24 protein-coding genes and 1 tRNA gene are annotated in these 25,397 nt (G+C 62.6%); 17 read left to right on the plus strand and 8 right to left on the minus strand.

Annotated features, from left to right (window positions below; translation table 11 throughout):
- Positions 1-59 precede the first annotated feature (59 nt).
- The 5 genes from secA (at position 60) to QTJ18_RS19585 (ending at position 7,764) form a co-directional block, all read left to right on the plus strand.
- Positions 60-2,771: a preprotein translocase subunit SecA gene (gene secA, locus QTJ18_RS19565; RefSeq protein ID WP_252754444.1), complete on the plus strand. Its 2,712-nt coding sequence runs from the start codon at positions 60-62 to the stop codon at positions 2,769-2,771.
- A 201-nt stretch (positions 2,772-2,972) separates the two neighbouring features.
- Positions 2,973-4,397, plus strand: a complete 1,425-nt coding sequence (locus QTJ18_RS19570; RefSeq protein ID WP_252754478.1) for a lipopolysaccharide biosynthesis protein — start codon at positions 2,973-2,975, stop codon at positions 4,395-4,397.
- Complete coding sequence (locus tag QTJ18_RS19575) at positions 4,390-5,703, plus strand: GNAT family N-acetyltransferase (protein ID WP_252754443.1); 1,314 nt, start codon at positions 4,390-4,392, stop codon at positions 5,701-5,703. Before QTJ18_RS19570 ends, QTJ18_RS19575 begins: the two co-directional genes overlap by 8 nt.
- A 123-nt stretch (positions 5,704-5,826) precedes the next feature.
- Entirely contained in the window at positions 5,827-6,174 is a 348-nt protein-coding gene (locus tag QTJ18_RS19580; RefSeq protein WP_252754442.1) for a hypothetical protein, read from the plus strand.
- 399 nt (positions 6,175-6,573) lie between these two features.
- Positions 6,574-7,764 (plus strand): DUF4214 domain-containing protein, encoded by a 1,191-nt coding sequence (locus QTJ18_RS19585; protein WP_252754441.1) that lies wholly within the window; start codon positions 6,574-6,576, stop codon positions 7,762-7,764.
- Between the two features lie 210 nt (positions 7,765-7,974).
- On the opposite strand, the gene QTJ18_RS19590 is transcribed toward QTJ18_RS19585, so the two are convergent.
- Positions 7,975-8,059 (minus strand) — tRNA-Leu (locus QTJ18_RS19590).
- A gap of 190 nt (positions 8,060-8,249) precedes the next feature.
- On the opposite strand from QTJ18_RS19590, the gene QTJ18_RS19595 reads away from it, so the two are divergent.
- Positions 8,250-8,765, plus strand: coding sequence for a disulfide bond formation protein B (locus QTJ18_RS19595; RefSeq protein ID WP_252754440.1), 516 nt, complete (start codon positions 8,250-8,252; stop codon positions 8,763-8,765).
- Between the two features lie 15 nt (positions 8,766-8,780).
- Here the strand turns inward: QTJ18_RS19595 and QTJ18_RS19600 are convergent, their stop codons facing one another.
- Together QTJ18_RS19600 and QTJ18_RS19605 are read right to left on the minus strand one after the other, a co-directional pair.
- On the minus strand, positions 8,781-9,338 hold the full coding sequence (locus QTJ18_RS19600; RefSeq protein ID WP_252754439.1) for an HNH endonuclease: 558 nt from the start codon (positions 9,336-9,338) through the stop codon (positions 8,781-8,783).
- Positions 9,339-9,437: 99 nt separating this feature from the next.
- Complete coding sequence (locus QTJ18_RS19605; RefSeq protein WP_252754438.1) at positions 9,438-10,079, minus strand: DNA-3-methyladenine glycosylase family protein; 642 nt, start codon at positions 10,077-10,079, stop codon at positions 9,438-9,440.
- A 33-nt stretch (positions 10,080-10,112) separates the two neighbouring features.
- On the opposite strand from QTJ18_RS19605, the gene gluQRS reads away from it, so the two are divergent.
- Positions 10,113-10,994, plus strand: coding sequence for a tRNA glutamyl-Q(34) synthetase GluQRS (gene gluQRS / locus QTJ18_RS19610; protein WP_252754437.1), 882 nt, complete (start codon positions 10,113-10,115; stop codon positions 10,992-10,994).
- Here the strand turns inward: gluQRS and QTJ18_RS19615 are convergent.
- A complete protein-coding gene (locus QTJ18_RS19615) occupies positions 10,955-11,980 on the minus strand; it encodes a YihY/virulence factor BrkB family protein (RefSeq protein ID WP_252754436.1) in 1,026 nt (341 codons plus the stop codon). The genes gluQRS and QTJ18_RS19615 overlap by 40 nt on opposite strands.
- Positions 11,981-12,046: 66 nt before the next feature.
- On the opposite strand from QTJ18_RS19615, the gene QTJ18_RS19620 reads away from it, so the two are divergent.
- From QTJ18_RS19620 to QTJ18_RS19645, 6 genes are all read left to right on the plus strand, one after another.
- The gene (locus tag QTJ18_RS19620; protein WP_252754435.1) at positions 12,047-12,880 is read left to right on the plus strand and encodes an SDR family oxidoreductase; all 834 of its coding nucleotides are present in this window, start codon (positions 12,047-12,049) and stop codon (positions 12,878-12,880) included.
- 126 nt (positions 12,881-13,006) lie between these two features.
- A complete protein-coding gene (locus QTJ18_RS19625; RefSeq protein WP_252754434.1) occupies positions 13,007-13,204 on the plus strand; it encodes a twin transmembrane helix small protein in 198 nt (65 codons plus the stop codon).
- Positions 13,205-13,206: 2 nt separating this feature from the next.
- The gene (locus QTJ18_RS19630; protein ID WP_252754433.1) at positions 13,207-13,785 is read left to right on the plus strand and encodes a cob(I)yrinic acid a,c-diamide adenosyltransferase; all 579 of its coding nucleotides are present in this window, start codon (positions 13,207-13,209) and stop codon (positions 13,783-13,785) included.
- 204 nt (positions 13,786-13,989) lie between these two features.
- Complete coding sequence (locus tag QTJ18_RS19635; RefSeq protein ID WP_252754432.1) at positions 13,990-14,739, plus strand: electron transfer flavoprotein subunit beta/FixA family protein; 750 nt, start codon at positions 13,990-13,992, stop codon at positions 14,737-14,739.
- 25 nt (positions 14,740-14,764) lie between these two features.
- On the plus strand, positions 14,765-15,694 hold the full coding sequence (locus QTJ18_RS19640; protein WP_252754431.1) for an electron transfer flavoprotein subunit alpha/FixB family protein: 930 nt from the start codon (positions 14,765-14,767) through the stop codon (positions 15,692-15,694).
- Between the two features lie 166 nt (positions 15,695-15,860).
- The gene (locus QTJ18_RS19645) at positions 15,861-16,733 is read left to right on the plus strand and encodes a 3-hydroxybutyryl-CoA dehydrogenase (protein WP_252754430.1); all 873 of its coding nucleotides are present in this window, start codon (positions 15,861-15,863) and stop codon (positions 16,731-16,733) included.
- Between the two features lie 15 nt (positions 16,734-16,748).
- On the opposite strand, the gene tlpA is transcribed toward QTJ18_RS19645, so the two are convergent.
- Positions 16,749-17,408: a thiol:disulfide interchange protein TlpA gene (tlpA, locus tag QTJ18_RS19650; protein ID WP_252754429.1), complete on the minus strand. Its 660-nt coding sequence runs from the start codon at positions 17,406-17,408 to the stop codon at positions 16,749-16,751.
- A 24-nt stretch (positions 17,409-17,432) separates the two neighbouring features.
- Between tlpA and argH the strand changes: the two genes are divergently transcribed.
- From argH to QTJ18_RS19670, 4 genes are all read left to right on the plus strand, one after another.
- On the plus strand, positions 17,433-18,872 hold the full coding sequence (gene argH, locus QTJ18_RS19655; protein ID WP_489667251.1) for an argininosuccinate lyase: 1,440 nt from the start codon (positions 17,433-17,435) through the stop codon (positions 18,870-18,872).
- 106 nt (positions 18,873-18,978) lie between these two features.
- Positions 18,979-19,173 carry an LPS translocon maturation chaperone LptM gene (gene lptM, locus QTJ18_RS19660; protein ID WP_252754428.1) on the plus strand — a complete coding sequence of 65 codons (195 nt, stop codon included), beginning with the start codon at positions 18,979-18,981 and terminating at the stop codon, positions 19,171-19,173.
- Positions 19,174-19,188: 15 nt separating this feature from the next.
- Complete coding sequence (gene lysA, locus QTJ18_RS19665) at positions 19,189-20,457, plus strand: diaminopimelate decarboxylase (RefSeq protein ID WP_252754427.1); 1,269 nt, start codon at positions 19,189-19,191, stop codon at positions 20,455-20,457.
- A gap of 180 nt (positions 20,458-20,637) precedes the next feature.
- Complete coding sequence (locus QTJ18_RS19670) at positions 20,638-23,331, plus strand: TIGR02302 family protein (RefSeq protein ID WP_252754426.1); 2,694 nt, start codon at positions 20,638-20,640, stop codon at positions 23,329-23,331.
- An 82-nt stretch (positions 23,332-23,413) separates the two neighbouring features.
- Here the strand turns inward: QTJ18_RS19670 and QTJ18_RS19675 are convergent, their stop codons facing one another.
- From QTJ18_RS19675 to QTJ18_RS19685, 3 genes are all read right to left on the minus strand, one after another.
- The gene (locus QTJ18_RS19675) at positions 23,414-23,788 is read right to left on the minus strand and encodes a response regulator (RefSeq protein WP_252754425.1); all 375 of its coding nucleotides are present in this window, start codon (positions 23,786-23,788) and stop codon (positions 23,414-23,416) included.
- A 175-nt stretch (positions 23,789-23,963) separates the two neighbouring features.
- Positions 23,964-24,518: a hypoxanthine phosphoribosyltransferase gene (gene hpt, locus QTJ18_RS19680; RefSeq protein ID WP_252754424.1), complete on the minus strand. Its 555-nt coding sequence runs from the start codon at positions 24,516-24,518 to the stop codon at positions 23,964-23,966.
- A gap of 38 nt (positions 24,519-24,556) precedes the next feature.
- A complete protein-coding gene (locus QTJ18_RS19685; RefSeq protein ID WP_252754423.1) occupies positions 24,557-25,354 on the minus strand; it encodes a hypothetical protein in 798 nt (265 codons plus the stop codon).
- Positions 25,355-25,397 lie beyond the last annotated feature (43 nt).

Raw genomic sequence — 25,397 nt, forward strand, 5'->3', positions numbered from 1 at the left:
GCTCGGCGGACGGGTCACATGATGACGCATCAGTCTAGAGTCTAGAAAGGACCATTCGTATGGTCAGCCTTGGTGGGATAGCCCGCAAGTTCTTCGGTTCAGCCAATGACCGGCGTGTCCGCTCATATCGCTCGCGCATCAGTTCGATCGGCGCGCTCGAGGAGCGCATCCAGGCGCTGACGGATGCGCAGCTGGCGGCAAAGACCGAGGAGTTCAAGCAGCAGCTCGCCGAAGGCAAGAGCCTGGACGACATTCTTGATCCCGCATTCGCCGTCGTGCGCGAAGCCTCGCGCCGGGTTCTCGGCATGCGGCCCTTCGACGTTCAGCTGACCGGCGGCATGATCCTGCACGAGGGCGCCATTGCCGAGATGAAGACCGGTGAAGGCAAGACGCTGGTGGCGACGCTTCCCGTCTATCTGAATGCACTGTCCGGCAAGGGCGTGCATGTGGTCACCGTCAACGACTACCTCGCCAGCCGCGATGCCGCCATCATGGGCCGTCTTTACGGCTTTCTGGGCCTGACGACCGGCGTGATCGTGCATGGTCTCGACGACGAGCAGCGCCGGGCCGCCTATGCCTGCGACATTACATACGCGACCAATAACGAGCTCGGCTTCGACTATCTGCGCGACAATATGAAATATGAGCGCGGGCAGATGGTGCAACGCGGCCATAATTTCGCGATCGTCGACGAAGTGGACTCGATCCTCGTCGACGAGGCGCGCACGCCCTTGATCATTTCGGGCCCGCTGGACGACCGCTCCGACCTTTACAACAAGATCGACACTTTCATTCCGCTTCTGACGCCGGATGATTACGAGATCGACGAGAAGCAGCGCTCCGCCAATTTCTCCGAAGTCGGGACGGAAAAGCTGGAGCAATTGCTGCGCGATGACGGCCTCTTGAAGGGCGAGTCGCTTTATGACGTGGAGAATGTGGCGATCGTCCACCACATCAACAATGCCTTGAAGGCCCACAAGCTCTTCCAGCGCGACAAGGACTACATCGTCCGCAACGGCGAAATCGTCATCATCGACGAATTCACCGGCCGCATGATGCCGGGCCGCCGCTATTCGGAAGGACAGCACCAGGCGCTCGAAGCGAAGGAAAAGGTCCAGATCCAGCCCGAGAACCAGACGCTCGCCTCGATCACCTTCCAGAACTACTTCCGCATGTACGACAAGCTTGCCGGCATGACCGGTACGGCTTCGACGGAAGCCGAGGAATTCGCCAATATTTACGGGCTCGACGTCGTCGAAGTGCCCACCAACCTGCCCATTCAGCGTCTCGACGAGGATGACGAGGTCTACCGCACGGGCGAGGAGAAGTTCAAGGCGATCATCGAAGAGATCAAGGTCGCCCATGCCCGCTCGCAGCCGGTTCTGGTCGGCACGACCTCGATCGAGAAATCCGAACTTCTGGCCGCGATGCTCAAGAAGGAGGGCTTCGAGTCGTTCAGCGTGTTGAACGCCCGTTATCATGAGCAGGAAGCCTATATCGTCAGCCAGGCAGGCGTCCCCGGCGCCGTCACGATCGCCACCAATATGGCCGGCCGCGGAACCGATATCCAGCTAGGCGGCAATATCGACATGCGCCTCGAACGCGAACTGGACGGCATGGAGCCGGGGCCGGAGCGCGATGCGAAGGAGGCCGCCATCCGTGCGGAGGTTCGGCAGCTGAAGGAAAAGGCGCTCGCCGCCGGCGGCCTGTATGTCATTGCGACGGAACGTCACGAAAGCCGGCGCATCGACAATCAGCTGCGCGGCCGCTCGGGCCGGCAGGGTGACCCCGGTCGCTCGAAATTCTACCTTTCGCTGCAAGACGACCTGATGCGCATCTTCGGCTCCGACCGCATGGACGGCATGCTGCAGAAGCTGGGTCTGAAGGAAGGCGAGGCGATCGTCCATCCCTGGATCAACAAGGCGCTGGAACGCGCCCAGAAGAAGGTGGAAGCGCGCAATTTCGACATCCGCAAGAACCTTCTGAAATACGACGACGTCACCAATGATCAGCGCAAGGTGATCTTCGAACAGCGCATCGAACTGATGGATGCCACGGACCTGACGGAAACCGTGACGGACATGCGCCATGAAGTCATCGAAATGCTGGTGACGAAATATATTCCCGAGCGCGCCTATGCAGAGCAATGGGATGCGGCCGGCCTGAAGGAGGACGTGCTTCGCCTGCTCAATCTCGATCTGCCGATCGAGGACTGGGTGCGCGAAGAGGGCATTGCCGATGACGACATCCGCGAGAGGCTGACCAAGGCCGCCGACGATGCCGCGCAGGATCGTGCCGACCGCTTCGGCGCCGAAATCATGACCTATGTCGAACGGTCCATCCTGCTGCAGACGCTCGACCATTTGTGGCGCGAGCACATCGTCAACCTGGACCACCTGCGCTCGGTGGTCGGCTTCCGCGGCTATGCACAGCGCGATCCGCTGCAGGAATACAAGGCCGAGGCCTTCGAACTCTTCCAGGCGCTGCTGGCCAACCTGCGGGAAGTGGTCACAGCACAGCTGATGCGCGTGGAACTGGTGCGCGATGCACCGGAGTCGCCCGAGCCGCCACCGGTCATGCAGGCCCATCATCTGGATGCCACGACGGGCCAGGACGAGTTTGCCGAGGCGCCCATCCTGCCGACGGTGGCACCGGAAGACCGCGATCCGCTCGACCAGTCGACCTGGGGCAAGGTTGGCCGCAACGAGCCGTGCCCCTGCGGCTCCGGCAAGAAGTACAAGCATTGCCACGGCGCCTTCGAGCAGGCCTGACAAGACGGCAAGGCGGCCAGGGCGCGCTTCCTTGCCTGAGGCCGCGGAACTCACCCGATTTGACGATCTGAAAGAGCCGCCTCGCGCGGCTCTTTCAGATTCAATTAATTTAGGAGACGCCATAATAAAGCGTTTCTTAACGGTGAGCGGGGCATAGTGAATACCCGACAGTTCTGCGTCCCAGGATAGTGCGTGCCCCACATGACGGTGATCGAACAGGCGGAAAGACTGCTTCCGCTCAGCCTCCGGGTTCGGCTTGCGCCGATCGCGCGGAAGCTTGACTCGATCCTGACCGGCACAGACGATACCGCCCGCTCCCAGCGCATGGCGCTGACGGCCTTTTCCATCCGCATCATCAGTGCAGCGATCGCCTTTGCCTCGCAGATCATCCTGGCGCGGCTGATGGGCGAGTTCGAATACGGGATATTCGCCTTTGTCTGGGTGCTGGTGGTGGTCTTCGGCAATCTCTCCTGCCTCGGCTTTCACACGGTCGTCATCCGCTTTTTGCCGCAGCATCAGACGCGGGGCGAGACCGACCTCGTGCGCGGCCTGAACTGGAGCGCCCGCGTGATCGCCATGCTGGCGGCAAGCCTGCTTGCCGCCTCCGGCTTTGCCTTCCTGTCCATTTTCGACGCGATGGTCCCCGATTACTGGATGATCCCCGTCGTGCTCGGCCTCTTCACCCTGCCGATGATCGCGCTCGGCGATGTTCTGGACGGCACGGCGCGCGCCCATGGCTGGGCCGTGGCGGCCATGAGCCCGACCTATATCATCCGGCCCGTGCTGATCCTGGCCTTCATGCTGCTGTCTGTCGCCCTGGACCAGCCGCGGGCTGCGCGCACCGCCATGGAAGCTGCCCTGGCGGCCACTTACGTGACCACTCTCTTCCAGTTCATCCGCATCAGCCTTCGGCTGAGAAGGCTGCATGGCCGCGGCAATCTGGATTTCGATATCCGCTCCTGGACCGGTTTCGCGCTGCCGCTGTTTCTGGTGGATGGCGTCGGCTTCCTGTTGACCAATTCCGATGTGGTGGTCGTCGGCCTCTACCTGCCGCCGGACCAGGTCGCGATCTATTATGCGGCGGCAAAGACCATTGCGCTCGTTCAATTCGTCTATTTCTCCGTAAAGGCGGCGGCGGCGCCTCGGTTTTCGGCCATCATGGCCAGCCAGGACGAGGGCGAATTGGCCACGTTCGCCGTACAGGCGGCGCAATGGGCTTTCTGGCCTGCCCTGGCGGTAGGCCTGTTCGTGCTGGCGCTCGGGGAATTCCTGCTGGCTCTGTTCGGCCCGAGTTTTACCGAGGGCTATGGACTGATGGTCGTGCTGTTTGCCGGCATCCTCGCCAAGGCTTCGGTCGGCCCCGGGGAAGTGCTGCTCAACATGGCGGGACGCCAATCCCTCTGCGTCAAGATCTATGTCCTGGTTCTCGCCTGCAATATCGCGCTCAACATCACGCTGATTCCCTATTTCGGCCTGATGGGTGCGGCCGTGGCAACGGCGCTCGCCATGGCGATCGAAGCCGTTCTTCTCTTTCTGGCTGTCCGCCAAACACTCGGCATCACCCTCTTCGTCTTTGCCGGCCGCAGATCGGCCCCGGTCGGAAAAAGGCAGGGTCCACATGGCTGAACGTCCACCCCTTGGCCGCCCGTTTTCCGGCACCGCCTCCGGCATTGCCTCCGGCACGGGCCCCGCAGCGCCGGCCAGCCCGGTGACCGCCATTCGCCCGGCAAGCCCCGTTCCGGATGCATCCCTCCAGATCGCGGTCGGACGCCCTGGCCGCTCCCTCTCCATCTATCCGGCGAGCATGGGCTATGATCTGCAGGACGAGCTGGATTTCCTGTCCAATCGTGTGATGGAGCCCAATGTCTTCTTCAGCGGTCGCATGCTGGCACCGGCCATGCCGCGCGTTGAGGATCGCCATGTCCAGCTGGCGATCATTCGCGATGAGAAGGAGCACTACGGGCGCCTGCGCCTGCTGATGCCGTTCTCGATCGAAAAGCCCGGCTTCGCCCTCGGCGCCTCGATCATCCGGGTCTGGGCCAATCCTTTCGGTCCATTGGGCACGCCGCTGGTGGATGCCGAGGATGCCGCCGAGACGCTGGACAATCTTCTCGACGCGCTTTCGGCGCAGCAAGCCCGGCTTCCCGAAGTGCTCGTGCTGCCGGACCTGCGTCTCAATGGAAGGTTCGCGCAGCTGATGCGCGCCGTTGCCGTTGCCCGGAACCTGCCCGTTGCCGTCACGAGCCCCTATCAGCGGCCGACACTAGACAGTGAGCTGGAAGGCGACGCCTATCTGAAATCCTCGATCTCAGCTCACCATTTGCGCGAGATGCGCCGGCTTTGGCGGCGGCTGGAGAAAGAAGGCGACCTCTCCTATTCCGTGGCGCGAAACCCGACGGATATCCGCCGGCGCACGGAGGAATTTCTTGCGCTGGAAGCCAAGGGGTGGAAAGGCCGCAAGCGGTCTGCCTTGATCAGCGACCGGTATCGCGCGGCCTTTGCCCGCGAAGCGATCGGCAACCTTGCCGAAATCGATGGCGTGCGCATTCATACGCTCGATATCGACGGGCGCGCGATTGCCTCCCTCATCGTCTTTGTCATGGCCGGTGAGGCCTATACATGGAAGACGGCCTACGACGAGGACTTTGCCCGCTTCTCGCCGGGCAAGCTGCTCGTGATGAGGCTGACGGACTGGCACCTCGACGATTTCAACATCACCCGCACCGATAGCTGCGCCGTGCCGGATCATCCGATCATGAGCCGGCTGTGGCGGGAGCGCGAGGACATGGGCACGATGGTGATCGGCCTGACGGGCACCAATGACCGCGACGTGCGACAGGTGAGCGCGCAATTGCACCTCTATCGCAGCACCCGCAACATCGCCCGCCTGCTGCGGGAGAAGATCATGGGCTTGCGGGGACGCGCCGACTGACAGGCGCCAAGCAGCTTTTTCAGTGCCTGCAAAATCCTCCTGATGTACACTTGGACCTCCCTTGCCGGCCATTATATTTGTGCTAGGAAATACAAGCCCGATATGGGGTTATGGGGATCCAGCATGAATAGAATTGCGACTACACTTGCAGGGTGCATTTTTGCGCTCCTGACACTTCCGGCCGTCTCTCAGGCGGAAGATCTCATCTTCGAACTCAAGAACAACACCAGCGGAACGATCGAGCGTTTCTTCACCTCCCCGGTCGGCGTGAACAACTGGGAAGAAGATGTTTTCGGGGATGATGTGATCGAGCCCGGCGAAAGCATGGAAATTACCATTTCGGATGGACGATCCGTCTGCGAATACGACATGCGCTTCGAATTTACGGCCGATTCCAACATCGAGACACTCGAAGACCGGCAGGACCTCTGCGCCATGGGCAGCTACACCATCAGCCTTTCGAAAAACTGATCGAAAGCGCCTGGCCTTCGCCTTGCCGGTGTCAGTCCGTGACGACGGCAAGGCTTTCGGCGCGCCGGCCCGGCGCGACCCTGAAGAACGACAGGTTTTTCCCTTATTTTCCCGGCGCAGCACAAGTTCTTCACCAGATAAGGCCAGCCCTGACCTCATCGTCATTCTTGACGATGCGCAATTCTACGCGCGAAAAAACTATCATCGAATTACGCCTGCTCCGTTTTGAGTCAGAAGTTCGGATACCCTCTACAGGCCCGATAGTGCCCTCAATTAGTTAGCTAGACCTACATTAGCATATGCTTAATCGTAACAACCAGTGATGGTTGCCGGCAAAAATCCTCCGCCCCAGGTTTTCAAAAGGGCCAGCCGAACGAGCCCGAAATGGAGGAATTGAAGATGGCAACTCACAGCTTCTATGGTCCCACCCTGACCGCGTCCACCGCACTTGGCATCAATCTCAGCCAAAGCGGCGCGCTTCTCGGTGGCCTGACGACTACGATCGGCAATACGCTGGATCAACTGGGCGATGCTCTCGAGACGACGCTTTCGCCGGTCGGCTCCACCGCCGACGACATCATCGACACGGTCGCGGATCTGTTGCGCGGCACCGGTGACGAGAGCGGCGGGACCCTGGGCCACCTCATCAACGGCGCGTTGGGAAGCGGGGCCTTGCTCGGCATTGGCGAAAACAGCGAGGGCCTTCTCGAACTGAACCTCGCCGGAACGGATGTCGTCGTGCTGCCTGAAAATGGCGGCATCGTCACGATCAATGCGGACGGAACGCCGGGCGATACGGGCGACCTCCTCGACCTGAACGGCCTTCTTGGCCCGGGCGGCATCACCAATTTGACCGGCCTCGTCGGTGACGATGGCCTGATCGACCTGAACGGCATCCTCGGCAGCGTCCTCGGCCTCGTCACCGGTGCCGCCGTGCCGACGACGCCCAGTGATCCCAATGCACCGGTTGATCCGGCCCAGTTCGAGAAGGCCCTGTTTGGCACCGAAGGCCGCGATAGTTTTGCGATCACGCAGGACGTCTCAACCTATGTGGATGGCAAAGGCGAGATCGATACGGTCAGCTTCGCCAGGTCCAGCACCGGACTGAGCCTCGCCGTCGGCACCAATGCCACCGTGCTCGCCGATGACAAGGCCGTCTATTACCTCGAAGACGTCGAGCGGGTGAAGTTCCAGGAGGCAACGCTGTTCCTGGATACCGGCAAGGGCGAGAATGCCGGAACAGCCTATCGCCTCTACCAGGCCACCTTTGACCGGACCCCGGATGCCGACGGTGTGCGCTACTGGGTGGGACGGCTGGATGACGGGCAGGATTGGCACCAGACGGCGTCGCAATTCCTGCAATCGCAGGAATTTCAGAACACCTATGGAAACACCAGCAACCGCCAATTCGTCAGCACGCTCTACGAAAACGTCCTGGGCCGCAGCGGCGAAGCCGAGGGCATTGCCTTCTGGCAATCCTATCTGGAGACAGGCAAAGGTGATCGCGCCAGCGTGCTGCTCAGCTTCTCGGAGAGCAACGAGAATGTCGAACTGGTCGGCAATGTGATCGCCGACGGCTTCATCGCCTAATCGCTTTCGGACAAGCATGAAGACAGGGCGTCGGCCCGCAGGCGTGCCGGAGAGGCGAGAGGAAATCACCTCCACCCGACACAAGCGGGCCGATCGCAAATTTCGCAGACATCGCACAAGGCGGCGCCCGCGACGTCACAGAGCATGGCGAAGCCGACCGCCCTTTCGTGAAAAGGCGAATGCCGGACGAACATGTCGAAGAAAAAGAGATGGTGCCCCGTGCCGGAATCGAACCAGCACTCCTCTCGGAACCTGATTTTGAGTCAGGCGCGTCTACCAATTCCGCCAACGGGGCTTTCGAAAAGGGTGGTCAGCGTCTAGCACAGGAAAAAGGCTGCATGCAAGCACAGCCGCAGCAATCCCCTGCATGTTCTTTCCGCTCACGAAAAATTTTTGCCGCCGTCTTCGCACTCCCATCTTGCGCGTTTACACGGGCCACTCGCCTCATTAGAGCAAACAGGAGAAAAGCATCGCTGGAGATCCCCATGAGTGCCGCCGATCATACCCGCCGCGTCCTGATGGGCCACGCTTCTGTCCTGGCCATTGGCATGGCAGCCACGGTCGGGATCGCGCTCGGCTTCCAGCATCTCGGCGGCTATATCCCCTGTGCCCTCTGCCTCCTCCAGCGCGAGCCCTATTACTGGGGAATTCCCGTGGCCCTGGCGGCCCTGGCAACGGCGGCCTTCCGCCTGCCGCCGGCGGTCAGCCGCGGCCTTCTGGCGATCGTCGGCATCATGATGATCATCGGCGCCGGCATGGGCGTCTATCATTCGGGCGTCGAATGGGGGTTCTGGGAAGGCCCGGCCACCTGCTCCACCTCGGCCAATGGCATGACCACCGATGCGGGAAACCTCCTGAACGAGCTTAACGCCATCAAGGGCCCGTCCTGCACGGATGCCGCCCTGCGCGTGCTGGGTCTGTCCTTCGCCGGCTGGAACGTGATTGCGAGCGTGATCCTTGCCGCCATTGCCTTCCGCGCCGTTCTTGCCCGGCGCGGCTAAGCGCTGTCCAACCCGTCAGGGCTGCAATTCCGTATCCCAGTAGAGATAGTCCATCCAGCTTTCGTGCAGGTAGTTGGGCGGAAACAGACGGCCATTATTGTGCAGGTCCTGAACGGTCGGCTGATAGGGCGCCTGCGAGGGATGCATGCCTGCCTGCTTGGGCAGCTTGCTTCCCTTTCGGAGATTGCAGGGCGAGCAGGCCGCCACCACGTTTTCCCAGGTGGTTTCGCCGCCATGGGCGCGCGGGATCACGTGGTCGAAGGTCAGATCCTCGCGAGAGCCGCAATATTGGCACTCGAACCGGTCGCGTAGAAAGACGTTGAACCGCGTGAAGGCGGGATTGCGCGTCGGCTGGACATAGGTCTTCAGGCTCACAACGCTCGGCAGGCGCATCGAAAAAGTCGGTGACGACACGGAGTGATCATATTCTGCAATGATGTTCACACGGTCGAGGAAGACCGCCTTGATCGCGTCCTGCCAGGACCACAGCGACAAGGGGTAATAACTCAACGGCCGGTAGTCAGCGTTCAAGACGAGCGCCGGCAGGGCCTGCGGGGAGACTGCAATCGTCACGGACGCTCCTCACCGATTCGGCTTATGTGTCTTCTATATTAGGTCCGATGTTACAGGATTGTGAAGCCAAATAAAGGAGACTGCGGCACCCTCTCTCCATCAGGCCAGCGGCACGGCGTCGCGGCGCATGACACGGGCGTAATAGGCCCAGAAAAGGCGCGCGGCGACCGAGCGCCATGGGTGCCAGGCCAGCGCCATCTCCTGCACCTGCGCGGCAGAAGGACGCATGGCAAGCTCAAATGCGTGGCCGATCGCCGACTGCAATGCCACATCGCCGGCCGGAAAGACATCGCGGGCGCCGAGGCACAACATCAGGTAGACTTCCGCCGTCCATGGTCCTATGCCCTTCAGCGCCACGAGCCGGCGAACGGCCTCGTCTTGCGGCAGGGCTGAAAGCGCGGCCAGATCCAGCTCACCGGAGGCGATCGCCCCGGCCAGACCGGCAAGCGTCGCCGCCTTGGCCCGAGACAGGCCGAAACCGGCAATGATGACGGGGGACTGTGCCAGATAGAGTTCGGCAGTGACGGGACCGCGTGCCTCGATCCTCGCCCAGATTGCGCTCGCGCTTGCCTTCGACACCATTTGTGACACGATGATATGGGCAAGACCGGCAAAACCGGGTTGAGCAAGGCGCAACGGCACCGGTCCGGCGAACTCCACCACCCGCGTCAGACGCGGATCGAGAGCCATCAGCGCCATCAGCCCTTCCGCGACATCCCCCTCATCCCGTATCACGGCCATCGCCTCACCTCTCGATTCGTGGCAGACATAATCATGGCCCAAACCGCACGTCAAAAACCGGTCTTCCGCTTCGCGCCGAGCCCCAACGGCTTCCTGCATCTGGGACACGCGCTCTCTGCCCTGATCAATCAGGCAATGGCCAGGGAGACGCAGGGACGGCTTCTGCTGCGCATCGAAGACATCGATCAGACCCGCTGCAAGCCCGAATTCGAGGCCGAGATCTTGTCCGATCTCGCCTGGATCGGCTTCCATGCCGAGCCGCAGCTGCGGCGCCAGTCAGGCCATCTGGCCGACTATCGCGAAGCTCTCGACCGGCTGGACGCCCTGGGACTGATCTATCCGTCATTTCTCACCCGCGGCGAGATCAAGGCGCGGGTCGAGGCGGCAGAGGCGGCGGGAGAGAGCTGGCCACGCGATCCGGATGGTGCACCGATCTACCCTCGGGACGACCTTGACCGGCCACCCGGCGAGCGCCGGAGACTGCTCGACAGCGGACTCCGTCACGCGCTGCGCCTCGACATGAAGAAGGCGATCAGCCTGGTGGGCGGCCCCCTCACCTTCGTGGAGACAGGCGACGGCGCGCGGGGCGTCGTCACCGCCGATCCCGAGGCCTGGGGCGACGTGATCCTTTCCCGCTCCGATGCACCCTCGAGCTATCACTTGAGCGTTGTCGTGGATGATGCGGCGCAGGGCGTCACCCATGTGGTGCGCGGCCTCGACCTCTTCCACGCCACATCCGTGCACCGCCTTCTGCAACAACTCCTCGATCTTCCGGAGCCGCGCTATCACCACCATCGCCTCATCCTCGGGCCGGACGGGCGAAAACTGTCGAAGAGCGCGGCATCCACCGGTCTCGCCGCCTTGCGCGCCGCGGGTCACTCGCCGAGCGACATACGGCTGATGCTCGGCCTCTGATCATCCGCCGCAATCGGCGCGGGCTCTAACGACCCTTTGCCTGCGCCCGCTGCGGGGGCAGGCGTCCTCGCGGCTGCGGAAACCGGGCGCGCCTTGGCGCTCGCCCTGCCGGAGCGCGCATGTTTGAGCGCGGAATAGACGCGATATTTCATCAAGGCGGCATTGACCTCCGCGCCCAGCATGAAGATCACCCCCACCATGTACAGAAAGACGAGCACGATCATGACCGAGGCCAGACCGGCATAGGTCGCGTTGTAATTGGCGAATGTGGCGAGGTAGGAGGCAAACAGCCAGGCAAAGGCGCTCCAGCAGATCAGGGTCAGGGCGATGCCGGGCAAGGTGTCGATCAGCCGCCGGCTGCCGGCGGGCAACCATTTATGGCAGACGATCAGCCCGAGAAGCAGGACGATGACGGTGCCCAGCAGGCCGAAATTGGTGATATATTCGATCTCGTTCTGTAACCAGGGCAGGTGCGATCCGGTAAAGCGGATGGCGATCGGTATCGCGACGAGCACGATGCTGATTGCCGCGCAGATCACCACCGCCATGATGACATAGCCGAGGCTCGCCAGGCGCGTCACATACCAGGCGCGATCTTCCGCCACCCGATAGGCCCGGTTCAGCGAAATGCGCAGAGCCTCGACCCCGTTGGAGGCGAAATAGGCAGCGGCCAGCACCGAGATCGTCAGAAGCCCGCCGCGCGGGATTTCCAGCACCCGGCGGATTTCCGCCGCCAGAGGCTCGGCGATATCGGTGGGCCATGTGTCGAACAGCAGATGCACCGCCGTATCGGAGAAGCTGTTGGCCCCGAGGAAACCCGCGAGCGCCGTTCCGAAAATCAGGAAGGGAAAGAGGGCCAGCAGACCCGACAGAGCCACGTGACTGGCAAGCGCCCAGCCATCATCATCGTTGAAATGACAATAGGCGTCGTAAAAAACCTTGAAGACCAGCCGGAAGGGCCGAAACTGCGGTCTGTCGTCGGACACGAGGGAACTCCGTTGTCACTGATGTTCAAATATGGGAAAGGCAAAGCCATTGTACAGGGAGGGATCATGGCGGATCAGCGCACCATCATCGTTACCGGCTGCTCCTCCGGCATCGGCGCCCATTGCGCCGCAGCACTTGCCAGGGATGGCTGGCGCGTCTTCGCCACGGTGCGCAAGCCCGAGGATGTGGCCGCGCTCGAGGCACAGGGGATCGAAACCCTGCTGATGGACTACACCAGGCCGGAGACGATCACTGCCCTTGTGGCGGAGGTCCGGCGCCGCACCGGCGACAGGATAACGGCACTTTTCAACAATGGGGCCTATGGCCAGCCAGGCGCCGTCGAGGACCTGACCACGGAGGTTCTGCGGCTGCAGTTCGAGACGAATGTCTTCGGCTGGCACGAGCTGACGCGGCAGGTGATCCCGGTGATGCGCGCGCAGGGTTTCGGCCGCATCATCCAGTGCTCGTCCATTCTCGGCCTCGTGCCCTACCGCTATCGCGGCGCCTACAATGCCTCCAAACATGCGATCGAAGGCTTGAGCGTGACCATGCGGATGGAACTTGACGGAAGCGGCATCTTTGTCAGCCTGATCGAGCCCGGCCCCATCGACAGCCGCTTCACAGCCAATGCTCTGGCGGCCATTCGGGACCGGATCGATCTTCAAAACTCCGCCCATGCGCAGGAATATATCCGCCAGATTGCCCGGCTGGACGGCTCGGGGCCGATCAACAAGCACAAGCTCGGACCGGACGCCGTGTACCGGGTGCTGGTCCATGCCTTGACGGCACCGCGCCCCCGGCCACATTACTTGGTGACGCGGCCGGCCAAACAGGGTGCCCTTCTCAAGCGCCTGCTTCCGGCAGATCTGTTCTACAGGCTCCTGCGTAAGACCGACTAGAGTGCTGTTCGATCTGATTGAATGAAATCGGCGCTCTAAACTTTTATATTTGAAGCATGATCTTATCGATCCTCGTTTCACTCCGGTCGGATCATGCTCGAAACAACTCCAAGAAAAGGCATTTCCATGTCGAGCTTCACCACAATCCTGGCCCTCATCGTCATGGGCCTCGTGGTCCTCGTGCTGATCCGCGGTCTCTTCAACATGCTGCAGGGGAAGGACGCCAACAGGTCGAACAAGCTGATGCAATTGCGCGTCATGCTGCAGGCGATCGCCATCGTGCTGATCATGCTCACGCTCTGGCTGACCGGTGGGGGCCGCTGAGAATGGTGAAGCTCAACAAGATCTATACGCGTACGGGAGACGATGGCACGACCGGACTTGCCACCGGCCCGAGGCGGCTGAAGCATGATCTGCGCGTCGAAGCCTATGGCACCGTGGACGAGACCAATTCGATCATCGGCACCGCCCGCCTGCACACCGCCGATATGCCGGACCTCGACGCAATGCTGTCGCGTATCCAGAACGACCTCTTCGATCTCGGCGCCGATCTTTCGACGCCCGACAATGGCCAGCCGATGGAATGGGAACCCCTGCGCATCATTTCGTCGCAGGTGGACCGGCTGGAAGCGGAGATCGATCAGCTGAACGCCAGGCTCGCACCGCTGAATTCGTTCATCCTGCCGGGCGGATCGCCCGCCGCGGCGCATCTGCATGTCGCGCGTACCGTATCGCGCCGGGCCGAGCGCCTGATGGTGGAACTGTCGCGTCTGGACGGGGAAACGGTCGGATCGCCGGCACTCAACTATATCAACCGGCTCTCGGATTTCCTGTTTGTCGCCGCCCGTCACGCCAATCAGGACGGTCATGCGGATATTTTATGGGTGCCGGGCCAGAATCGCTGATTGCCGGCACGGACACAGGCGGACAGGGGCGGGCACAGGCCGCAGGCGTCAGGCATGGAATAGGGGGATGACCAAATTGCACCGCACGGGCCCGCAAAAGCCTTTGAGTTCGGTGCAAAAATGCGTATCCATGTCGCCCATTGACAATCGGCCGCGTGGGAGAGGCCGCATTTTCCCCATTGGTTTTATCTGAGGAAGGACGTCATGAAGATTTTGGTCCCCGTGAAGCGGGTCGTGGATTACAACGTCAAGATCCGCGTGAAGGCGGACGGAACCGGTGTCGAGCTGGCCAACGTCAAGATGTCGATGAATCCGTTCGACGAAATTTCGGTGGAAGAGGCCCTGCGGCTGAAGGAAGCCGGCAAGGCCGAGGAGATCGTCGTGGTCTCGATCGGTCCGGCAAAGGCGGAGGAGACGATCCGCACCGCCCTCGCAATGGGCGCCGATCGCGGCATTCTGATCGAAACGGATGAGGCGGTCGAGCCGCTGGCTGTGGCAAAACTGCTGAAGGGCGTCGTCGAGGCCGAAAATCCGAGCCTCGTCATTCTCGGCAAGCAGGCGATCGACGACGATTCCAATCAGACGGGCCAGATGCTGGCCGCGCTTCTGAAATGGGGCCAGGCAACCTTTGCCTCGAAGGTGGAATTGTCCGCCGATAGCGCCAAGGTGACCCGCGAGGTCGATGGCGGCCTGCAGACCATCGAGGTCAAGCTTCCGGCTGTCGTAACGACGGATCTTCGCCTCAACGAGCCCCGCTATGCCTCGCTTCCCAATATCATGAAGGCGAAGAAGAAGCCGCTCGACAAGAAGAGCCCGGCCGATTTCGGGGTGGACATGGCGCCGCGCCTGAAGGTGCTGAAGACCGAGGAACCGGGTGGCCGCAAGGCCGGCATCAAGGTCAAGACAGTGGCCGAACTTGTCGAAAAGCTGAAGAACGAAGCGGGCGTCCTGTAAGGATACGAAAGGGAGAACACGAACAATGGCTATTCTTCTTCTCGCAGAGCATGACGGCGCAAGCGTCTCTGACCAGACTGCCAAGGCCCTGACGGCCGCAACCGCCATCGGCGGTGACGTGCATGTGCTGGTGGCCGGCTCCAATGCCAAGGGCGCCGCCGATGCCGCTGCCAAACTTTCCGGCGTCGCCAAGGTCCTGGCTGCCGATGACGCCTCGCTCTCCAACAATCTGGCTGAACCGCTTGCCGATCTCATCGTCTCGCTGGCCGGTGACTATGATGTGATCATGGCTGCCGCCACGGCCTCGGCCAAGAATGTCATGCCGCGCGTTGCCGCGCTTCTGGACGTGATGCAGGTCTCGGAAATCATCGAGGTCGTCTCGGCCGATACCTATCGACGCCCGATCTATGCCGGCAATGCGATCCAGACGGTGCAGTCGACCGATGCCAAGAAGGTGATCACCGTTCGTTCGGCGGCCTTTGCCGCGACCGGTGACGGCGGTTCGGCGCCCGTCGAGGCCGTTTCCGCCAGCGGCACGACAGACCTTTCCACCTTTGTCGAGGATGCGCTCTCCTCGTCCGACCGGCCGGAACTGACCTCGGCCAAGATCATCGTTTCCGGCGGCCGTGCGCTCGGTTCTGCGGAAAAGTTCCAGGAGGTCATCCTGCCGCTCGCCGACAAGCTGGGCGCTGCCGTGGGTGCCTCGCGCGCTGCCGTCGATGCGGGCTATGCTCCGAACGACTGGCAGGTCGGCCAGACCGGCAAAGTGGTCGCTCCCGATCTCTACATCGCCTGCGGTATTTCAGGTGCCATTCAGCATCTGGCTGGCATGAAGGATTCCAAGGTGATCGTCGCGATCAACAAGGATGAGGAAGCGCCGATCTTCCAGGTGGCCGATTACGGTCTCGTGGGCGACCTGTTCCAGGTGATCCCGGAACTGGAAAAGGCCTTGTAACGACCTGCAAGAAGGCCTTGGCCTGCCGAGCGGCGGGCCAGGGCTGGAAAATATTGCGTTGCGGCAGTATCACTTTCTTGGGCCGCACATTGTCTCTCTGCGTCTTGGGCGCGCTGGACGATCAAACCGCGCGGCCGCACCACCTCTTGATAAAAAACGAGGCGTCATGATCACCAATGTTGGAATAGTCGGAGCGGGTCAGATGGGCTGCGGCATCGCGCATGTCAGCGCCTTGGCCGGCTACCGGGTAACGGTCTATGATCTTTCCAGCGAACGGATCGAAGCGGGCCTTGCCACCATCAACGGCAATCTTGCCCGCCAGGTCTCGAACGGCAAGCTGAGCGACGAGGACCGCAAGGCGGCTTTGTCGCGCATCAGCGGAACTGTCGATCACCACGATCTAGCGTCAGTGGATCTTCTGATCGAAGCGGCGACCGAGGACGAAAGCGTCAAGCGCAAGATCTTCTCGCAGATCTGCCCGGTGCTGAAGCCGGAAGCGATCCTTGCCACCAATACCTCGTCCCTCTCCATCACCCGGCTTGCCGCGACCACCGATCGTCCCGAGCAATTCATGGGCATTCATTTCATGAACCCGGTTCCGGTGATGAAGCTGGTCGAGCTCGTCCGCGGCATCGCAACCGGGGAGCCGACCTTCCTCGCAGCCAAGCAGTTTGCCGCGTCGTTGGACAAGACCGTCACGGTTGCCGAAGATTTTCCCGCCTTCATCGTCAACCGCATCCTGCTGCCGATGATCAACGAGGCCATCTACACGCTGTATGAAGGTGTCGGCTCGGTGGAAGCCATCGATACCGCCATGAAGCTCGGCGCCAATCATCCGATGGGGCCGCTGCAGCTTGCCGATTTCATCGGGCTCGATACCTGCCTGTCCATCATGCAGGTGCTGCATGATGGTCTGGCGGATAGCAAGTACCGACCCTGTCCGCTGCTGGTCAAATATGTCGAAGCCGGCTGGCTCGGCCGCAAATCCGGCCGCGGCTTCTACGATTACCGCGGCGAGGTGCCGGTTCCCACGCGCTGATGCCGTGGTTGCCGTCTAAAGCGCAAGCACGCGATCGATCAGCGTCTGGGCCTGCGGTCCATCCCATATGGCCGGCCCATTCATCGCACCGATCAGGCAGCCTTCGCGATTGATCACCAGAGTGACCGGCAAGCCAAAGGCCAGCCCCTCCTTCTTCAGCGCATTGAAGACGCCCATCGAACTGTCGCGATAGGGGGCAAGCGCGTGCACGCCCGTCTCTTCCAGAAAGGCCTTCGGTTTTTCATCGCTGCCGGTGTCGATGTTGATCGCCACAACTTCGAATCTATCGCTGCCCTTGGCGACCTGCAGAGCGTTCAGCGCCGGCATTTCCTCGCGACAGGGCACGCACCAGGTCGCCCAGAGGTTCAATAGAACCGTCTTGCCCTCGAAATCCGCCAGCGTCAGCTTGCGCCCCTCCGGCCCAGTGAAGGACAGCGTCTCGAGACGGCGCGGCTCCGCCGCACCACTGAGCGCCGCCAGTTCCCCTTGCGCGAGTTCCGACACCGTTCGGGCCTGCGCAACGGCGCCTTCGCACTGCGTCTGCGCGGCGACCTCGCCATTGCCAGACAGGGTGGGCTTCACGTATACCGCGACGAGACCGGCGATGATGCCGGCAACGGCAGCAAACAGGATCAGGCGGACGGACGGCAGACCGAGAGGTCTCTTGTTCGGCATATTCCAACTCCAGGACGGATACTCATGGCAGACGGCAGGGCAGACGGCAGGGCGAACGGCACGGCAGACGGTGCGAAGGATCACGCCTCCTCCAACCAGATGTGGGGCGGGCGCTTTGCCTCCGGGCCGGACGCCATCATGGAGGAGATAAATGCCTCCATCGGCTTCGACAAGAAGCTCTTCGCCCAGGATATCCGCGGCTCCATCGCACATGCCACCATGCTGGCGCAACAAGGCATCATTTCGGTCGAAGATAAAGACAAGATCGTTTCGGGCCTGAACACGATCCTGTCAGAGATCCAGGACGGCCGCTTCACGTTTTCCCGCAAGCTGGAAGACATCCACATGAACATCGAGGCCCGGCTTGCAGACCTGATCGGTCCGGCTGCGGGCCGTCTGCATACCGCCCGCTCCCGCAACGACCAGGTGGCGCTCGATTTCCGCCTCTGGGTCAAGGAAGAGATGGCACGGACGGAAGCCATGCTGACCGATCTGATCGCCGCCCTGCTGGACAAGGCGGAGGAGCATGCCGAAACGGTCATGCCAGGCTTCACGCATCTGCAGACAGCCCAGCCTGTCACCTTCGGCCATCACTGCATGGCCTATGTGGAAATGTTCGGCCGCGACCGTGCCCGCGTGCGCCATGCGATCGACCATCTGGACGAGTGCCCGATCGGTGCGGCGGCGCTGGCCGGCACCGGCTTTGCGATCGATCGCCACATGACCGCGCAGGCGCTTGGCTTTCGGGAACCGACGCGCAATTCCATCGACACGGTCTCGGACCGCGATTTTGCCCTGGAATTTTTGTCTGTCGCCGCCATCTGCGCCACGCATCTGTCGCGCTTCGCAGAGGAAATCGTGATCTGGTCGACACCGCAATTCGGCTTCATCCGCCTCTCGGATGCCTTCTCGACCGGCTCGTCGATCATGCCGCAGAAGAAGAATCCGGATGCCGCCGAACTGGTGCGCGCCAAGACCGGACGCATCAACGGGTCGCTGGTCGCGCTTCTGACGGTCATGAAAGGCCTGCCGCTGGCCTATTCCAAGGATATGCAGGAAGACAAGGAACAGGTCTTCGACGCCGCCGAAAACCTCGAACTGGCGCTGGCCGCGATGGCCGGCATGGTGCGCGACATGACGGTTCGTGTCGAGCGCATGCGTGCTGCAGCCGGATCCGGCTTTTCGACGGCCACGGATCTGGCCGACTGGCTGGTCCGCGAAGCCGGCCTTCCCTTCCGCGACGCCCACCACGTGACCGGCCGCGCCGTCGCTCTGGCGGAATCCAGAGCCTGCGACCTTGCGGAGCTTTCGCTGGAGGACCTGCAATCCATTCATCCGCAGATCACCCCTTCGGTATTCGACGTTCTTTCAGTGGATGCCTCTGTCTCCAGCCGCACGAGCTTCGGCGGAACGGCGCCTGCGAAAGTGCGTGAGCAGATCGCGTGGTGGCGCGGACGCAACTGACCCATCACCAGAATTGACTGCACAAGCGGGCTGAACTTCGCTAAGAACAGGCTGCCCTGTTGCTGATAGTGGCCCGCCTGCAAGGCCATCCGATGAAGGAAGAAAAATGTCGACCCTGCGCATCTCTGCCCGCATCGCCGTCGCGCTCTGCATCGCCGGCATCGCCGTTACCGGCTGTGGCCGCAAAGGCTCGCTCGACCGGCCGAGCACGCCCGTCGAGGAGCAGAATATCCGCAAGACTCCGGGCCAGAAAAACCAGCCAGTGACGGATCGTCCCTTTTTCCTAGACCCGCTTCTCTAAGCAGAGCCACGCCCCGTGAACCATTTCCAGTATATCGACGGCGTCCTGCACGCTGAAGCCGTTGCCATTCCTGCCATCGCCGAAGCGGTGGGAACGCCTTTCTACTGCTATTCGACGGCCACGCTCGAACGGCACTACCGCGTCTTCTCGGAAGCCTTTGCCGATGTCGATGCCATGGTATGTTACGCCATGAAGGCCAATTCCAACCAGGCCGTCCTCAAAACGCTCGGCCGGCTGGGTGCAGGTGTCGACGTCGTATCGGGCGGCGAACTGCGCCGCGCGCTGGCGGCCGGCATTCCGCCGGAGCGGATCATGTTCTCCGGCGTCGGCAAGACCCCGGCGGAGATGGATCTGGCGCTCGAGGCCGGCATCTACTGTTTCAATGTGGAATCCGAGCCGGAACTCGAGATCCTCAATCTGCGCGCCCTGCGGGCCGGTCGCCGGGCGCATGTCTCCTTCCGGATCAATCCCGATGTCGATGCGCGCACCCATGCAAAGATCTCGACCGGGAAGAAGGAGAACAAGTTCGGCATTTCCTATGACCGCGCACGCCAGGTCTATGCGCATGCAGCAACCCTGCCCGGCATTCAGGTCAGCGGCATCGATATGCATATCGGCAGCCAGATTACCGAGCTGCAGCCCTTCGAGGATGCCTTCCGCCTGCTGCGGGAGCTTGTCGAGAACCTGCGGGCCGACGGCCTGACGATCGAGCATGTGGATATCGGCGGCGGGCTTGGCATCCCCTATCGGGACGACAACAATCCGCCGCCGCTGCCGGAGGCCTATGCCCATATCGTCAAGGAGCAGCTGCGCAGCCTGAATTGCCGGATCGTCACCGAACCCGGGCGCCTGATCGTCGGCAATGCCGGCATTCTGGTGACGGAAGTGCTGTATGTGAAGGAGGCCGGCGAAAAGACCTTCGTGATCGTCGATGCGGCAATGAACGATCTGATCCGCCCGACCCTCTACGAGGCCTATCACACGATCCGGCCGGTCGTTGCGTCGCGAGCAAGCGCGCCGAATATCAAGGCGGATGTGGTGGGACCAGTCTGCGAGACGGGGGATTACCTCGCCCTTGATCGCGACATGGCGCGGCCGCAGGCGGGCGATCTGCTGGCGGTCGGCTCTGCCGGCGCCTATGGCGCCGTGCAGGCCGGCACCTATAATTCGCGCCTGCTCATTCCCGAGGTGCTGGTCAAGGGCGACAGCTTCCATGTCGTTCGCCCCCGAGGCAGCTTTGAGGATCTGATCGGGCTTGATTCGGTTCCGGACTGGCTGGCCTGACGGGCATATTCGCATTCACTTTTAAGCGAAATGGCAGGAAAGCGCCGGCAATCAGGGCCGGCGCCCTCGTCTTCGCCACAAACACTGCTATCCTGTCGGTTACCGGGGCATGCTGCCATGCCGGCTCCGGCGACGGCGAACCGAGACCGGTTGACACCGCCACGACAGGAGAAGGACCGCATGAGCCTCATCCGCAAGGGCGCCTTTGATGCGCATCCCGCTCTCGCGCGGCGCGTGGCGACGAAACGATCGCTGGCCCGCTGGGTGCTGTTCTGCGAGCGGCTCGCCCCCCTCCTGCTGGCGCCTGCGACCGTGCTTGCTCTGTTTTTGGCCGCCGCCTGGTTCGGCCTCTTCCGTCAACTTCCCGATCTGGGGCGCTGGGTCGCCTTCGGCCTCTTCGTCTTCGCCTTTCTCACCACCATTCTGCCGCTTGGTCGCCTGCGGTGGCCGAGCGCAACCGATGCCGATCACCTGCTGGAAGAGCGCAACCATCTGCCGCACCAGCCGGTCTCGGTGCAGGAAGAAGAACCTGCCTTTGACAATCCGGTCGCGCGCGCGCTCTGGAAAGAGCATCAATTGCGCATGGCTCGCCGCATTGCCGCGCTCGATGCCGGCCTGCCCCAGCCGGACATTGCCCGCCATGACCGTTTCGCGCTGCGCGCCGTGCCGGCCCTGCTCCTGGCTGCCGCCTTCGGCTATTCCTATTCCAATGGTGGCGGCAGCGTATCCGATATCCTGCGCCCCTCGGCCCCCGCGCTCAGCGTCAATCCGGACCTGCGCATCGACGCGTGGCTGACCCCTCCGGGCTATACCGGGCGCCCGCCGATCTTCCTCACCGGCCGTGAGGCCCCTGTCGCCGATACGGTGAAGGTCGCGCAATTTGCCGAGCTGACGGTGCGCGTCACCGGCGGCCAGGGCGGCGAAAGCGTGACCTTTGCGCCGCTGGAAGGCGGGCCGGAGCAAATGCTGCCGCAAGACGAGACGGCCGGCGACAAGGCCCGTACGGCTGCCGCGCCGGCTGGCGCGCCGCCTGTCGAACGCACCGCCAGCGCCAGCGCGCCGCCCCGCACCTACAAGATGAAGATCAACGAGAGCGGCGACCTGACCGTCAACGGCCAGCAATGGATGTTTGACGTCGTTCCCGATCGCGCCCCTGAGATCGCCTTCGACAAGCAGCCGCGACGAGCGGTGAACGGCGCCCTGGAGATCGGCTTTCTCGGCAAGGACGATTACGGTGTCCAGAAGGCTTTCGCGCTGATCGAACCGGCGGAGGCCCCGGCAGCCGGTGCGCAACCACTCTATCCGCTCCCCGAGTACAAGCTGGATATTCCGCGCCAGAACGCGCGCGATATAAAGGGCACCAGCAGCCGCAATCTGACCGAGCATCCTCTGTCCGGAAAGCGCGTCCGGATCACGCTGGTCGCTGTCGACGGCGCCGGCCAGGAAGGCCGAAGCCCGGCGATCGAGATGGTCCTGCCGGCCCGTCGCTTCGTCGAACCGCTGGCCGCGGCCATCGCCGAGCAGCGGCAGGTCTTTGCCCTGGATGTGCGACAGATGCCAAAGGCAATTGCCTTGAACGAAGCGCTCGCCATCCGGCCTGAAGAGACCATTCCGAAACTGTCGCACTATCTGCTGATCCGGTCCGCGCAGGAGCGCATGAGGCTGTCGCGCAATGAGGAGCAGCTGAAGGATACCGCCGATTACCTCTGGCAGATCGCGCTCGGCATAGAAGACGGCGACCTGTCGCTGGCCGAGCGGCGGCTGCGCGATGCCCAGCAGGCGCTATCGGAGGCGCTGGAGAACAATGCCTCCGACGAGGAAATCGCCAAGCTCATGCAGGAGCTGCGGGAGGCGATGCAGAACTTCATGTCGGAACTGGCCGAGCGCATGCAGAACATGCCGCAGGGACAGCAGAACATGGAGGCGCAGAATGTGATCCGCCAGCGCGATCTGCAGAACATGATGGACCAGATCGAAAACCTGGCCCGTTCCGGCAACAAGGATGCCGCCCAGCAGATGCTGTCGGAACTGCAGCGCATGATGAACAACCTCCAGGCCGGCCGCATGCAGCGCCCGCAACAGGGCCAGCAGCAGGCCAGCCCGATGCGCCAGCAGATCGACAAGCTTGGCGAGCTCATGCAGGAGCAGCAGCGCCTGATGGATCAGACCTTCCAGCTGAACCAGGCCCTGCGCGACCGCATGCAGCGCGGCGATCCCAACCAGCCTTACGACCAGGGCCAGCAACAACAGGGCCAGCAAGGCCAGCAACAACAGGGCCAGCAGCAGCAAGGGCAACAGCAGCAGGGCCAGCAGGGGCAGCAGGGGCAGAACCCGAGCGACCAGATGACGGCCGAGCAGTTGCGCGAGGCGCTGAAGAACCTTCGGGCGCAGCAGGAAGGGCTGGGCAAGAAACTTCAGGAACTCCAGCAGGGCTTGAAGGAGCTCGGCATGGATCCCGGTCCCGGTTTCGGCGAGGCCGGTCGGGAAATGGGCAATGCCGGAGAGGCCTTGGGCGAAGGTCAGGGCGATCAGGCTGTCGAAGGTCAGGGCAATGCGCTGAACGCGCTGCGCCAGGGCGCGCAGAGCATGATGCAGCAGATGATGCAGGCGATGCAGGGCCAGGGACAGGGTCAAGGTCAGCAACCGGGACCCGGCCAGGGCCTGGCCTCGCAGGGCGGGCAGAACGGCCGCGATCCACTCGGACGGCCGCGGGCGACCACCGGTCCCGAATTCGGCGATCAGGTGAAGGTCCCGGATGAAATCGATGTGCAGCGCGCCCGCGAAATCCTCGATGCGATCCGCAACCGCCTGGGCAACAGCCTGTCTGGCGAAGCCGAGCGCCGTTATCTGGAACGCCTGCTGGACATTCGTTGATCAGCCACCCGTCACGAACGGCGGATGGTCCAGGGACGGAAGGCTGGAGGAGCGGCGGGATTTCCGGCTGTCGATACCGGCCTCAGGCAGCCTTGGGCCGCTGGGTCAGGGCCTGCGCCACCGCCCGGCGAATGTCCGGAAGCGCGAAGGGCTTGTCCACCACGTCGATGACCTTGGTCATCAGGTCGTCCGCCCGCTCCCGCTGCTCGGCATAGCCGGTCATCAGCAGGATTTTCAGCTCGGGAAACTGCGCCGAGGCCCGATGCGCGAGTTCGATTCCGTCCATTACCGGCATGCGGATATCGGACAGCAGGAGATCGAAGCAATCATCCTCAAGACGCTGCAAGCCTTCAGCACCATCGGCGGCCTCATAGGTCTCATGGCCGTCCAGACGCAGGGCTCGCGCCACGAAGGAACGCAGGGCATCCTCGTCTTCGGTGATCAGGATCTTTGCCATGGTCTGGGTACTCCGTGCATCAAGTCGAGGTCCAACTGACCAGTATTTCCTTTGCGAGGGGTAAACGTGCCCGAGCCCCGGGGCAGCATGGTTAATAGGCGGTGACCGCTGCGGCCGGCACGAGGTGCCGGACAGCGCGCGCTTTCAGGGCGCAGGCTTCGAAGCGCAGGCGGCCTTAGGAATCCTCCGCCGCATCGCCGGTCACCACGCCCACGAAAGGCAGTTCGCGGAAGGCATAGGCGACATCCATGCCATAGCCCACGACGAACTCGTCAGGACACTCGAAGCCGACATAATCCGCCTCCAGTTCCTCCTTCCGTTTGACGCTCTTGTCGAGCAGCACGGCCAGGGTCACGTGCCGCGCGCCGCGCTCGTAGAGCAGCTCCTTGGCAAATTTCAACGTGCGCCCGCTCTCCAGAATGTCGTCAATCAGGAGCACGTCCCGGTCCTGCACGCTGGAATCGATGTCCTTCACGATCCGCACGCCCTGCGACACGGTTCCTGCGCCATAGCTGGACAGGGTGATGAACTCGACTTCCGGGGCAAGCCCCGTCTCGTGAAGCGCACGCAGGAGATCGGCGGCGAAGATGAAGGATCCCTTCAGGATCGCGATCACCAGGAGATCCTTGGTCGGACCCTGCGCGATCTGCAGCGCCAGGCTGCGATTGCGCTCGGCGATCTGTTCGGCGGTGAAAAGCGGCTCGATGATCTTGCCGCGCACGATGGGCATAGGGCGTCTCCATATCTTGAGAACCCGCGATAGCATAATCAGTCGGAGCTGGCACCCGTTTCGGCGAAGGAAAGCCGCAAACTTGGATCGGAGCCGCCAGGATGCGGCAGCCGGGCGCTGAAGCCGCGGCTGTGATCGGCGGCGAGCTGCGCAACGGGCGGTGCGATGACGGCGCGAGCGACGGTCCTGCCACCCGTCAGAAGCTCCGCCTGGATCGACATGACGGGCATGCGCATCTGGCTCCGGTTCTCGACAATGCCGTTGATGACCAGCACGCGAAGACCGTTGGCATCCTGCGGCGTAAGCGTCACATGCGTGATGTCGAGCCCCTTGCCCGTGACCGGCGCGCTGCTGGCGGCGGAGATCAGCGAGAAGCCGCCGCATAGGCCGAAGACGATCACGAAGACGAAGGCGACGAGGGCCGAGAAGAAATCGGCCGACATGCGCATCAGCGCAGCCTCCAGCCGCCCAACCAAAAGCCCCATGAGAAGCGCGGCCGAAGAAAGGCTGACCTTGCCGAGCCGGCGAAGCCAGCCATGCGGCAGACGCCCGGCAAGGCTTGCCAAACGGGAGAGAGCGGTGCCGGCAGAGCGCTGACCACGCATCTGACCTGGGGAATGGACCCTGCGCGGGCGCCGCAGATTATCGTTCTCGAAGCGTCCGGAATGCGAAGCGCCAAGCGGGGCACGGGTATCCTCCCGAAGGGTCACGAAATGCGCGTCCTCGATCTCGGCCTTTTCCGCGGAACGGGGCCGGCGACCCGAACCCAGCACCTCCGGCGGCAGAATATCATAAGCGGCCGCGGCATTATCCCGGCGAGAGCGGAAAGCGTGCATGGGTGTTCTCCCCTCTTGAAGGCGCAAACCCGAATCGCAGGCA

The sequence above is a fragment of the Rhizobium sp. SSA_523 genome (genome assembly GCF_030435705.1).
GTDB lineage: Bacteria > Pseudomonadota > Alphaproteobacteria > Rhizobiales > Rhizobiaceae > Neorhizobium.